The sequence below is a fragment of the Tardiphaga sp. OK245 genome, assembly GCF_900108575.1.
Lineage (GTDB): Bacteria > Pseudomonadota > Alphaproteobacteria > Rhizobiales > Xanthobacteraceae > Tardiphaga > Tardiphaga robiniae.
Genome location: NZ_FNWZ01000001.1, coordinates 1,103,886 through 1,116,263, shown reverse-complemented (window position 1 = coordinate 1,116,263; position 12,378 = coordinate 1,103,886). Strand labels below are relative to the sequence as shown.

Sequence of the window (12,378 nt, the reverse complement as noted above, 5' to 3'; positions counted from 1 at the left end):
TATCTTGGCCTGCGAGGGTCGCTAGCCCGGAGTTTTGCTTATGACCGACGTCTCCCATCACAAACGCATCGCATTGCTGGGCGCGCCAGTCGAAGTCGGGGCCTCGCAGCGCGGGACCTTGATGGGGCCGGCGGCCATGCGGACGGCAGGCCTGGGGCCGCTGCTGGAAGAGCTTGGCTTCGAGGTGGAAGACCACGGTGACCTCATGCCACCGTCTGTGCCTCTGTCGACCGATGCGCCGCCGGAGAATGCCAAGCATTACCGTGTGATCCAGAGCTGGATCCAGGCGCTGAGTGCGCGTGCCTACACGCTTGCTAAATCGGGCGCGCTGCCGATCTTCGTGGGCGGTGATCACAGCCTGTCCATGGGATCGGTCAATGGCGTGGCGCGGCACTGGCACGAGCAGGAGCGGGAATTGTTCGTGCTGTGGCTCGACGCGCATGCCGATTACAATACGCCGCACACGACCATCACCGGCAACATGCACGGCATGTCCGCGGCCTTTCTGTGCGGCGAGTCCGGTCTGGATGGACTACTCGGCGCTGAGCCGCGCGCATCGATCAAGCCCGATAATCTCGATCTGTTCGGCATCCGCTCCATCGACAAGCTGGAGAAAGAGCTGGTGCACGCGCGCAAGGTCGCCATCGCAGACATGCGGCAGATTGACGAGTTCGGTGTTGGCGTCCTGATCCGCCGCGTCATCGAGCGGGTCAAGGCGCGCAACGGCGTGTTGCATGTGTCCTTCGATGTGGACTTCCTCGATCCCGCGGCAGCGCCCGGCGTCGGCACCATGGTGCCCGGCGGCGCCACCTATCGCGAGGCGCATCTGATCATGGAGCTGCTGCACGACTCAGGCCTGATGTGCTCGCTGGATGTCGTCGAGCTCAATCCGTTTCTGGACGAGCGCGGGCGCACCGCACGGGTGATGGTCGAGCTGGTCGGCAGCCTGTTCGGGCAGCAGATCACCGATCGGCCGACACCGAGCAACGCAATTATACCGCCCGGCTAGCTCGCGGTCGGCAAAACCTCGATTTGTTCCGGGCCTTCGTGCGCGTTATGCATGACCGTTTCGTCATGTTCTCGGAACTAACCCTGCAGCGCGGGATTGCTTCCTCATGGTTCACACACGAGGAGCACGTCATGATTAAGCATCTTGCCATCATCGCCGTTGCTGCGGCGGGCATCAGCAGCGCAATTCCAGCCAAGGCCCAGGACATCGGCGTGGGCGTCGGTCCGGGCGGCGTGACGGTCGGCGCCGTCGGCCGCGACCGCTATCGCGACGACTATGACCGCGGCTATTACCGCGATCGCCGTGACCGCAACGAGACCGTGATCATCAAGCGCAGCCGCGACCGCGATCGTGGCTATTACGATGGCGGCGTCGAACGTCGTACTGTCATCGAACGCTACTAATATTGCGCCGAACGAGAGGCGGCCCTTCCTCGGAAGGGCCGTTTTTTCGTGCGTGATAGAAGCCTCAGAACATTGAGTGACAGGACCATGGCAACTGCAGCGACAGTCTGGTGGCAGGCCGGCACGATCTATCAGATCTATCCGCGGTCGTTTCAGGACTCCAATGGAGACGGCATAGGCGATCTCGCGGGCATCGTCGGCCGGCTTCCCTATCTGCGGCAACTTGGCATCGACGCGATCTGGCTGTCACCGATCTTCCCGTCCCCGATGGCAGACTTCGGCTATGACATATCAAACTATATCGGCGTCGATCCGATCTTCGGTACATCGGCCGATTTCGACGCGCTGGTGGCTGCGGCTCACGGTCATGGTCTGAAGATCATTCTCGATCTGGTGCCGAACCACACCTCGGATCAGCATCCGTGGTTTGTCGAAAGCCGGTCGTCACGCGATAATCCCAAACGCGATTGGTATATCTGGCACGATCCGAAGCCGGACGGTAGCGCGCCGACCAACTGGATGTCCGAATTCGGCGGCAGCTCCTGGCAGTATGACGAGGCCACAGGGCAATATTACTATCACGCCTTTCTCGACAAACAGCCGGACCTGAATTGGCGCAATCCTGCTGTTCGCAACGCCATCTATGAGGTGATGCGGTTCTGGATGCGGCGCGGCGTCGATGGCTTCCGCGTCGATGTGATCTGGCATCTGATCAAGGACGAAGAATTTCGCGATAATCCGACAAATCCGAATTTCACGGCCGGGCGACCGCCACACGAGGCTTTCCTGCCGCTCTACTCGACCGATCGACCGGAGACGCTGAATGTGGTCGCCGAAATGCGCCGCGTTGTCGATGAATTCGACGATCGCGTGCTGATCGGCGAGATCTATCTCCCCTTCGATCGGCTGGTCGCCTATTACGGCAGTGACCTGTCGGGCGCTCATCTGCCGTTCAACTTCGCGCTGCTCTCTGCGCCGTGGAATGCTTTTGCCATCAGCGAATTGATCGCGCGCTACGAGGCGGCACTTCCGCTTGGCGCCTGGCCGAATTGGGTGCTCGGTAATCACGACCGGCCGCGCGTCGCCAGCCGGGTTGGCATGGCTCAGGCGCGCGTCGCCGCGATGTTGCTGCTGACGCTGCGCGGAACGCCGACGCTATACTACGGCGACGAAATCGGCATGAAGCAGGTGCCTATTGCGCCGGATCAGGTTCAGGATCCGTTCGAAAAGAACGTGCCTGGGATTGGTCTCGGCCGCGACGGATGCCGCACGCCGATGCAATGGGGTGCCACCGAGCATGCGGGTTTCACGACCGGCGAGCCCTGGCTGCCGCTGGACACGGACTATCACCATCAGAATGCGGCTGCTCTCGCGGCCGATCCCCATTCGATCCTCAGCCTCTATGTGAAGTTGATCGAGTTGCGCAAGCACATGCCTGAACTGGTGTTCGGCGGCTATGAGCCTGTGGACGCTGCGGGCGATGTGCTGGCCTATCGGCGCGTCTATGACGCGCAGACGGTTCTGATCGCCCTCAATCTCAGCGGTGAGCCCGCATCATTGCATGTGGGGGGCGGTGAAATCCTGCTGGCGACAGGCCTCGATCGCCATGGTGAGAATGTTTCGGGCGCACTGGAGTTATCAGGCAATGAAGGCGTAATCGTCAGGCTGCGGTAGATATCCGCGCTCCGCGACCACATGCATGGCAAGAAAAAGCGCCGTCGATTACTCGGCGGCGCTTTTCTCAATCGTCGTCACATAGACGAAGCGCTCAGTCCAGACCAATCGTGGTCAAGTCCTGGAACCAGTGCTGCGCCTGCACGAACTTCTTCACCTTCGGCGACAGCGCATGCGGGTTGGTGTCGTGAACGACCCAGACCAGCACGGCGTCGTCGACGATCTGCGCATGGGCTTCGGCCAGCAACTCGTCCTGCTTCTTCGGATCGAAGGTGTTCTTGGCTTCGTCGATCAGCGCGTCGACCTTCGGGTTCTTGTAGCCGCCCCAGTTCACGCCGACCGGTGCGATCTGGCCGGAGTGGAAGAAGCGGACGATGGCGTAGAGAGGATCCGAGGTGACGTAAGCGATGTTGTTGGACGTGATGCCCTTCATGCTGTCGTCGGCCGCACCCTTGCGCCATGCGGTGTAGAGCACCTCGAGTTCGACGACCTTGAACTCGACCTCAACGCCGATTTCCTTGAAGCTCTGCTGCAGGAATTCGTTGATCGGCAGCGACAGCATCTGGCCGGTGCCGCCATTGGCGATGATGAAGGTCGCCTTCAGCGGCTTGTCCGGACCGTAGCCGGCTTCCTTCACCAGCTTCTTGGCTTCGGCAAGATCATACTTAATCTTGAACGTCGGCTTGCCGAACCATGGGCTCGATGGGTCGACCTGGCCGATGGCGGGCTTGGCGAGACCGTTCATCAGCGCAACGACGGCATCGCGATCGATGGCGAGGTTGAGTGCCTTGCGCAGACGGACGTCGGTCCAGGGCGAACCCGGCAGCACGCTGAGGTGATAATTCCAGACATGCGGCGTGACGTTGTCGACGATCTTCATGCCGGCGCCCTTGAGCTGCGGCACAGCGTCAGGAGCAGGGGTCTCGATCAAATCGACCTGACCGGCGAGCAGCGCGTTGGTGCGGGTGAGGGCTTCCGGCATCGGGACGAGCACGAGCTTGTCAGCTTTCGGAATGCGCTTCTTGTCCCAGTAATCCGGATTCTTGCTGAGCTCGGCGAGCTCGCGCGGAACGAGCTTGGTCAGCTTGAACGGGCCGGTGCCCGAGGGCTGCGACGCGAACTTGTCCCAGTCCTTGCCGACCTTTTCATATTGCGCCGGGCTGGAGACCAGGAACCACAGCATCTGATAGGGGAAGAAGCTGTCGACGCTCTTGGTGGTGATCTCGACGGTGCCGTCATCGATCTTGGCGTAGCTGGCGACCGAGGGCAGGCGGGTCTTTACCTGCGCGCTCTGGCGCTTGTCGAATTGCGGCGCCTTCTCGTTCAGCACCTTGTCGAGATTCCAGATCACCGCATCGGCGTTGAAGTCGCTGCCGTCATGAAATTTCACGCCCTTGCGCAGGGTGAAGCGCCACTTGGTCTTGTCGGTGTCGTCGACCTTCCATTCTGTGGCGAGGCCGGGAACGAGTTTGCCGGGACGATCGGCGACATCCATTTCCCAGGCGACGAGCGGATCGTAGATCGTGTAGCCGGTGAACTGGTAGCCTCCGGCGCCGCGATCGGGCTGGCCTGTGGTCAGCGGCACGTCCGCCATCGAGATGCCATAGCGCACCACCGTTTCGGCTTGCGCCGGCGCGGCTGCACCTATGGCCGCGGCGATGGCCGCAACAAATAACGAGCTTCGAACGCGCATAAACCAGACTCCGTATGGTGGGATATTGTCTGCCAGATACCTGCAATCCTGATGCCAGATTGGGCAGGCGGAACGGGCGGTGTGTGCTGGTGTGCTGCAGTGCCGCAGTTTGAGTCATTGCGCTGCAAGGTTGCAGGCCTTGGCACAAGCGTTGCATAAGAATTAGCCAGTTTAGAACAAACCAACACTGGCCAAAGCCAACGTGTCATCCAAAGCCAAGAGGGACTGATTACGATGCGTATCGAAAAGCCGACAAAGAGCCGTCTCGCGGCAGCAATCACCTTGCTGACGCTCGCTACGGCCCTGACCTTGCCACAGGTGGCGCGCGCCGAGACGGTGCTGCGCATCGGCATGACCGCTGCCGATATTCCGCGCACGCTTGGCCAGCCCGATCAGGGCTTCGAAGGCAATCGTTTCACCGGCAATACGATGTATGACGGCCTGACCGGCTGGGATCTGTCGTCCGCGACCAAAGCGAGTGTTGTTATCCCGGCGCTCGCCACTGAGTGGGCAGTGGACGACGCCGACAAGAAGAAGTGGACCTTCAAGCTGCGTCCCGGCGTCACTTTCCACGACGGTTCGGCCTTCAATGCGGATGCCGTGGTCTGGAATGTGGACAAGGTGCTCAAACAAGATGCAGTCCAGTTCGACGCGAGCCAGGTCGGTGTAACCGCCTCGCGCATGCCGACCCTGGTGTCCGCGAAGAAGATCGACGACATGACCGTCGAACTGACCACGAAGGAGCCGGACTCCTTCCTGCCGATCAATCTCACCAACCTCTTTATGGCAAGCCCCACCAAGTGGCAGGCGCTGTTCGACAAGGCCGAAGGCGCCGATGCCAAAGCCAAGTCGCAGGCCGCATGGGCGGCCTTCGCGCGCGAAGCCTCCGGCACCGGCCCGTGGAAGATGTCGAAGTTCACGCCGCGCGAGCGTCTCGAACTGGTGAAGAACGACGCCTACTGGAACAAGGACCGCGTTCCGAAGACCGACAAGATGGTGTTGCTGCCGATGCCGGAAGCCAATGCCCGTACTGCGGCGCTGCTGTCCGGTCAGGTGGACTGGGTCGAGGCGCCGGCGCCCGACGCGGTCAAGGAAATCACCGCGCGTGGCTTCAAGATCGAGAAGAACGAGCAGCCGCATGTCTGGCCGTGGCAGTTCTCCCGTGCCGAAGGCTCGCCGTGGAACGATATCCGCGTTCGCAAGGCCGCGAACCTCTGCATCGATCGCGAAGGCCTGAAGGATGGTCTGCTCGCCGGCCTGATGGTGCCGGCGACCGGCACCTTCGAGCCCGGCCACCCTTGGCGCGGCAAGCCGAGTTTCGAGATCAAGTATGATCTGAAGGCAGCGCAAGCATTGATGAAGGAAGCCGGTTACGGCCCTACCAAGAAGCTCGAAGTGAAGACGCAGACCTCTGCGTCCGGCTCCGGCCAGATGCTGCCGCTGCCGATGAACGAATATCTGCAGCAGGCGCTGGCGGAGTGCTACTTCGACGTCAAGCTCGACGTCATCGAATGGAACACGCTGTTCACCAACTGGCGCCGCGGCGTCAAGGATCCCTCGGCTAACGGCTCCAACGCTACTAACGTCACCTATGCGGCGATGGATCCGTTCTTTGCGCTGGTTCGCTTCCTGCAGTCGTCGATGGCACCGCCGGTCTCGAACAATTGGGGCTTCATCAACAATCCGAAGTTCGATGAACTGGTGACCAAGGCACGCACCACCTTCGACGCGACGGCACGTGACGCGGCGCTGGCCGAGCTTCATGCTGCTTCGGTCGATGACGCAGCCTTCCTCTACGTGGCCCATGACGTCGGTCCGCGTGCGCTAAGCCCGAAGATCAAGGGCTTCGTACAGCCGAAGAGCTGGTTCGTCGACTTCTCGCCGGTGTCGATTACGCCATAAGCAACAAGCGAATATCGGCCGCACATTGTGCTGTCGATATTCGCACGAACCTCTCCACGTCATGGCCGGGCTTGACCCGGCCATCCACGCCTTCTTCGCTGCAAAGACGTGGATGCCCCGGGTCAAGCCCGGGCATGACGAACGAGGAGGCAGAGTTTCTGAATCGAAGGTGATCAGTGTTCGTCTACATCGCGCGACGCGTCGTCTATGTGATTCCTATCGTCCTCAGCGTGGCGCTGGTGTGTTTCCTGCTGGTGCACATCACGCCTGGCGATCCTCTCGTTGCCATTCTTCCCGCTGACGCATCGCAGGAGCTGGCGCAGCAACTGCGCGTCGCTTACGGCTTCGATCGTCCGCTGCCTGTTCAGTTCGGCCTTTGGCTGTGGCGCGCGCTACACGGCGATCTCGGCAGCTCCATCGCCACCGGACGTCCTGTTCTGGCGGAGGTAATGAAAGCCGTTGGCAATACCGTGACGCTGGCCATCGCGGCCGCCGCCATCGGTTTCACGCTCGGTTTGTTTTTCGGGCTGATCGCCGGCTATTTCCGCGATACCTGGATCGACAAGGTCGCGACCTCGATCGCCATCGCCGGCGTCTCCGTGCCGCATTATTGGCTCGGCATGGTGCTGGTCATCATCTTCTCGGTGCAGCTCAACTGGCTGCCTGCGGTCGGCGCAGGTCCGGGCGGTTCGGGTTCATGGGCCTGGGACTGGGAGCACATCAAATATCTCGTGCTGCCGGCGATCACGACCTCGGTCATTCCCATGGGCATCGTGACCCGCACGGTGCGTGCGCTGACCGGCGACATCCTGTCGCAGGATTTCGTCGAAGCATTGCGTGCCAAGGGCCTGCAGGAAACCAAGGTGTTTCGTCACGTTATCAAGAACGCTGCGCCCACGGCGCTGGCCGTGATGGGCCTGCAGCTCGGCTACATGCTCGGCGGTTCGATCCTGATCGAGACCGTGTTCTCGTGGCCCGGTTCGGGGCTTCTTTTAAACTCCGCGATCTTCCAGCGCGACCTGCCGCTGCTGCAGGGCACGATCCTGGTGCTGGCGCTGTTCTTCGTGTTCCTCAATCTTCTGGTCGATATCGCGCAGGCGTCGATCGATCCGCGCATCAAGCGGAGCTGACCATGCTGGATATCCTCTCATGACCGCGATGACGGACACTGCATTGCAGGCGGCGCCTGCCACCAAGGCTCGCGGCTATTGGGCCACGGTGGGCCGCCGCATCGTGCGCGACAAGGTCAGCATGGCCTGCGCGTTCATTCTGCTGCTGATCTTCCTGGCGGCGATCTTTGCGCCCTATCTGCATCTCGCAGATCCCTATCAGGGCTCGATGATTCGCCGTCTGCGTTTCATCGGCACACCCAACTATCCGCTCGGCACCGACGAACTCGGCCGCGACATGCTGGCGCGCCTGATCTATGGCGGGCGACTGTCGCTGCTGATCGGCATCCTGCCGGTGATCCTTGCCTTCTTCATCGGGACGGGGCTTGGCGTTGTGGCCGGCTATGTCGGCGGGAAGCTCAATACCGCAATCATGCGTACCGTCGACGTGTTCTACGCGTTCCCGTCGGTACTGCTGGCCATTGCGATTTCCGGCGCGCTGGGTGCCGGCATCGTCAATTCGATCGTGTCGCTGACCATCGTCTTCGTGCCGCAGATCACGCGTGTCGCTGAAAGCGTCACCACCGGCGTGCGCAACATGGATTATGTGGAAGCCGCGCGTGCCTCCGGCGCGAATGCCTTCACCATCATGCGGGTGCACATGCTCGGTAACGTGCTGGGCTCGATCTTTGTCTACGCCACCGGCCTGATCTCGGTGTCGATGATCCTCGCTGCCGGCCTGTCGTTCCTCGGCCTCGGCACCAAGCCGCCGGAGCCGGAATGGGGTCTGATGCTGAACACGCTGCGCACCGCGATCTACGTTAATCCATGGGTAGCAGCACTCCCCGGCGCGATGATCTTCGCCGTGTCGATCTGTTTCAACCTGCTGAGCGACGGCATGCGCAGTGCCATGGACATCCGGAACTGATGGCATGAGTGATATTGTAGAAGAAATCGACAAGCTGGAGCCGCTGGAAGACATCGGCGGTGTTGCGCAGCCGTTGTTGCAGGTGGTCAGCCTGACCAAGCATTTCCCCGTGCGCGGCGGGCTGTTCGCGCCGAGCAAGACCGTGCGCGCGGTGGACGATGTGTCGTTCGCCATCGCCAAGGGTGAAACCGTTGGCATCGTCGGCGAGTCCGGCTGCGGCAAATCGACGACGGCGCGGTTGCTGATGCATCTAATGCCGCGCAATTCCGGCGATATCATCTATGACGGCCGCACTGTCGGGCGCGAGCTCTCGTTACGCGAGCTGCGCCGCGGCATGCAGATGGTGTTCCAGGACAGCTATGCCTCGCTCAACCCGCGTCTGACCATCGAAGAATCGATCGCCTTCGGACCGAAGGTGCACGGCATGGCCGATAAGGCCGCGCGGCTGCTGGCGCGCGAACTGCTCGGAAAGGTCGGTCTGCGGCCCGAGACGTTCGCCAATCGCTATCCGCATGAAATCTCCGGCGGCCAGAGGCAGCGCGTCAACATCGCGCGTGCGCTGGCGCTGTCGCCGCGTCTCGTCATTCTCGATGAAGCGGTCTCGGCGCTCGATAAATCGGTCGAGGCACAGGTGCTCAACCTGCTGGTCGACCTCAAGCGCGAATTCGGCCTGACCTATCTGTTCATCAGCCACGATCTCAACGTGGTGCGTTACATCTCCGACCGCGTGCTGGTGATGTATCTCGGCGAGGTCGTTGAACTCGGCCCGGTGGATGAGGTCTGGGACGGGCCGGCGCACCCCTACACGCGCGCGCTCCTGGCCGCGATGCCGTCGTCCGATCCCGACAAGCGCACGGAAACGCCGCCGATCACCGGCGACCCGCCGAACCCGATCGATCCACCGTCCGGCTGTCGCTTCCACACACGCTGCCCCTTTGCCGAAGCGATGTGCGGCGAGGCCACGCCGAAACTGACTGAAATCACTGTGACCGGCCATCAGGCTGCCTGCTACATGGCGATCCCGGGTTCGGGCCACAGCAAAGCACCTGCCGCAGGAGCGCACTGACATGACCAAACCGACTGCCAAGCAGATCAAGGCGCTGACCGAAGTCAGCGGGCTTCCCGCGTCCGACGAGGTTGCGGAGCGCATCGCTAATTCGATCGGCCCGGCCTTTGAAGGCTTCGCGGCCGTCGCCGGGACCCTGCCGTTTGATCTCGAGCCCGCGACCTTCCTCTCTGTTCAGAATACGAAGGCTGCCAAATGAGTGTCACCGAACCCGCATTGCTGTCGCTGACGGAAGTCGCTGACGCGATCGCCACGAAGAAAATTTCGTCGCGCGAAGCCACGCAGTCCTGCCTCGATCGCGCCGTGAAATCGCAGCCGAGCCTCAACGCCTATATGTCGATCGAGGCCGATGCCGCGCTGACGGCGGCAGACGCAGCCGATGCGGCGCTCGCCAGGGGGCAAAGCCGCGGCGTACTGCACGGCGTGCCGCTGGCACATAAGGACATGTATTACGACGAAGGACACGTCGTCACCTGTGGCTCGCACATTCGCCGCGACTGGGTTGCGACCACGACGGCGACGTCGCTGCAGCGTCTGAAAGACGCTGGCACGGTGCGGCTGGGTTCGTTGCAGATGGTCGAGTTCGCCTATGGCCCGCTCGGCCACAACGTGCATTACGGCGCCGTGCATAACCCGTGGCATGTCGATCACGTCACTGGCGGTTCATCGTCCGGCTCGGGCTCCGCCGTTGCGGCACGCCTGACCTTCGCGGCTTTAGGCTCCGATACCGGTGGATCAATCCGCCTGCCCGCGCATTTCTGCGGTGTTTCCGGTTTGAAGACCACGGTGGGTCTGGTCAGCCGCGCCGGTGCGATGCCGCTGTCGCAATCGCTCGATACCGTCGGCCCGCTGGCGCGCACCGTCGAGGATTGTGCGCTGCTGACCGGCCTGATGGCCGGTGCCGATCCGCTCGATCCAACCACCAGCACGCGCCCCGTGCCGGACTACATGGCGGCGACGCGTGCGTCCGCCAAAGGCATGACGGTCGGCATTCCCAAGGCATTCTATGTCGACGATCTCGACGCCGACACGGCTGCCATTCTGCAGAACACCATCGCGGCGCTGAAAGATGAAGGCGTCAAGATCGTCGAAGTAGATCTGCCCAATCAGGGTCAGCTCACGGCGGCCTGCCAGTTCGTGCTCGCGACGGAAGCTGCGGCGATGCATAAGCGCTGGATGATCGAGCGCCCGCAGGATTACGGCGCGCAGGTGCTGATGCGGCTGCAGAACGGTCTGGCGATCACCGGCGTCTCCTATATCGAGGCGCTGCGCTGGCGCGGTCCGGCGCTCGCCGCCTATCTCGCCGCTGTCACCGGCACTGATGCGGTGCTCGCACCGGTTTCGCCCGGCGCGGCTCCGACCATTGCGGAGACCGATGTCGGCAACAGCTCTGGCGCCGAAGCGATGATCCAGCGCCTGACGCGCTTCACGCGTCCGATCAATTATCTCGGTCTGCCCGGTCTCTCGATCCCGGCGGGTTTCACCACATCGAAACTTCCGGTGGGCATGCAGCTGATCGGCAGGCCGTTCGATGAAGCGACGTTGCTGACCATCGGTGCGGCGTTCCAGCGCGCGACCGACTTCCACAAACAGTGCCCGGAGTTGGCATGAGTAATCTCGTCGAGGTTCGCAATCTCAACGTCCGGTTCGGCGGCGAACGCACCGTCTATGCAGTCAACGATCTCAACCTGACGCTCGGCGAAGGCGAGGTGCTCGGGCTGCTCGGCGAGTCCGGGTCGGGCAAGAGCGTGACCTTGCGCGCGCTGATGCGGCTGCTGCCGAAGAAGCGCACGCAGATCACTGGCACGGTCAATGTGCTCGGCAAGGACGTGCTGGCGCTCGATGACGACGAGCTTTCGGCGTTTCGTGGCCAGACGGTGTCGATGATCTTCCAGGAGCCGGCGCTGGCGCTGGATCCGGTCTATACGATCGGTCAGCAGATCGCCGAAAGCGTGATGCGCCACGAGGGCAAGAGCCAGGCCGAGGGCGTGAAGCGCGCGCTCGAAATGCTCGAAGTCGTGCGCATTCCCTCCGCCAAGCGTCGCCTCGATGCCTATCCGCATGAAATGTCCGGCGGCATGCGGCAGCGCGCGATGATCGCGCTGGCGCTGGCCTGCAAGCCCAAGATTCTGCTCGCGGACGAGCCGACCACTGCGCTCGATGCCACCGTGCAGATCCAGATCCTGCTGCTGCTGCGCGAGCTGCAGCGCGAATTCGGCATGTCGATCATCTTCGTCACGCACGATATCGGCGTGGCCATCGAAATCTGCGACCGCGTCGCGGTGATGTATGCAGGCCAGATCGTCGAACAGGGCACGCTGAGCCAGATCGTGCGCTCGGCCGTGCATCCCTATCCGCAGGGGCTGCTGGCCTCCACCGTGCATGGGGCCAAACGCGGCGCACGGTTGGAGACTATTCCCGGCACGCCGCCATCGCTGGATAAGCCGCCGGTGAATTGCTCCTTCGCGCCGCGCTGCAAATTCGCCCAGCCGCGTTGCGTCGAGGCGCCGCCGCCGAATGTCGAACTCGCCGACAATCGCGTGGTGCGGTGTATTCTGGCGGAGCAGGCGGCAGCGGCAGTGCCGGCCTGACG

General features: G+C 62.4%; 11 protein-coding genes. 10 read left to right on the top strand and 1 reads right to left on the bottom strand.

Annotated features, from left to right (window positions below; genetic code table 11):
• The first annotated feature begins 40 nt into the window (after positions 1–40).
• The 3 genes from rocF to BLW80_RS05110 all read left to right on the top strand — a co-directional run bounded on the left by rocF (position 41) and on the right by BLW80_RS05110 (position 3,087).
• Entirely contained in the window at positions 41–1,009 is a 969-nt protein-coding gene (rocF, locus tag BLW80_RS05120) for an arginase (RefSeq protein ID WP_093757061.1), read from the top strand.
• Positions 1,010–1,140: 131 nt separating this feature from the next.
• The gene (locus BLW80_RS05115; protein ID WP_089265966.1) at positions 1,141–1,413 is read left to right on the top strand and encodes a hypothetical protein; all 273 of its coding nucleotides are present in this window, start codon (positions 1,141–1,143) and stop codon (positions 1,411–1,413) included.
• A gap of 87 nt (positions 1,414–1,500) precedes the next feature.
• The gene (locus BLW80_RS05110; RefSeq protein WP_093757059.1) at positions 1,501–3,087 is read left to right on the top strand and encodes an alpha-amylase family glycosyl hydrolase; all 1,587 of its coding nucleotides are present in this window, start codon (positions 1,501–1,503) and stop codon (positions 3,085–3,087) included.
• Between the two features lie 94 nt (positions 3,088–3,181).
• Here BLW80_RS05110 and BLW80_RS05105 read toward each other — a convergent pair whose 3' ends face one another.
• A complete protein-coding gene (locus tag BLW80_RS05105) occupies positions 3,182–4,780 on the bottom strand; it encodes an ABC transporter substrate-binding protein (protein WP_093757058.1) in 1,599 nt (532 codons plus the stop codon).
• A gap of 234 nt (positions 4,781–5,014) precedes the next feature.
• Here BLW80_RS05105 and BLW80_RS05100 point away from each other — a divergent pair, with 234 nt between their 5' ends.
• From BLW80_RS05100 to BLW80_RS05070, 7 genes are all read left to right on the top strand, one after another.
• A complete protein-coding gene (locus tag BLW80_RS05100; RefSeq protein WP_093757057.1) occupies positions 5,015–6,682 on the top strand; it encodes an ABC transporter substrate-binding protein in 1,668 nt (555 codons plus the stop codon).
• A 176-nt stretch (positions 6,683–6,858) separates the two neighbouring features.
• Positions 6,859–7,812: an ABC transporter permease gene (locus BLW80_RS05095; protein WP_089265970.1), complete on the top strand. Its 954-nt coding sequence runs from the start codon at positions 6,859–6,861 to the stop codon at positions 7,810–7,812.
• 28 nt (positions 7,813–7,840) lie between these two features.
• Positions 7,841–8,719: an ABC transporter permease gene (locus BLW80_RS05090; protein ID WP_170849596.1), complete on the top strand. Its 879-nt coding sequence runs from the start codon at positions 7,841–7,843 to the stop codon at positions 8,717–8,719.
• Between the two features lie 4 nt (positions 8,720–8,723).
• Positions 8,724–9,785, top strand: coding sequence for an ABC transporter ATP-binding protein (locus BLW80_RS05085; protein WP_089265972.1), 1,062 nt, complete (start codon positions 8,724–8,726; stop codon positions 9,783–9,785).
• Position 9,786: 1 nt separating this feature from the next.
• Positions 9,787–9,984: a hypothetical protein gene (locus BLW80_RS05080; RefSeq protein ID WP_089265973.1), complete on the top strand. Its 198-nt coding sequence runs from the start codon at positions 9,787–9,789 to the stop codon at positions 9,982–9,984.
• On the top strand, positions 9,981–11,396 hold the full coding sequence (locus tag BLW80_RS05075) for an amidase (protein ID WP_093757056.1): 1,416 nt from the start codon (positions 9,981–9,983) through the stop codon (positions 11,394–11,396). The genes BLW80_RS05080 and BLW80_RS05075 overlap by 4 nt, the downstream gene beginning before the upstream one ends.
• Complete coding sequence (locus BLW80_RS05070; protein ID WP_093757055.1) at positions 11,393–12,376, top strand: ABC transporter ATP-binding protein; 984 nt, start codon at positions 11,393–11,395, stop codon at positions 12,374–12,376. Before BLW80_RS05075 ends, BLW80_RS05070 begins: the two co-directional genes overlap by 4 nt.
• Positions 12,377–12,378 lie beyond the last annotated feature (2 nt).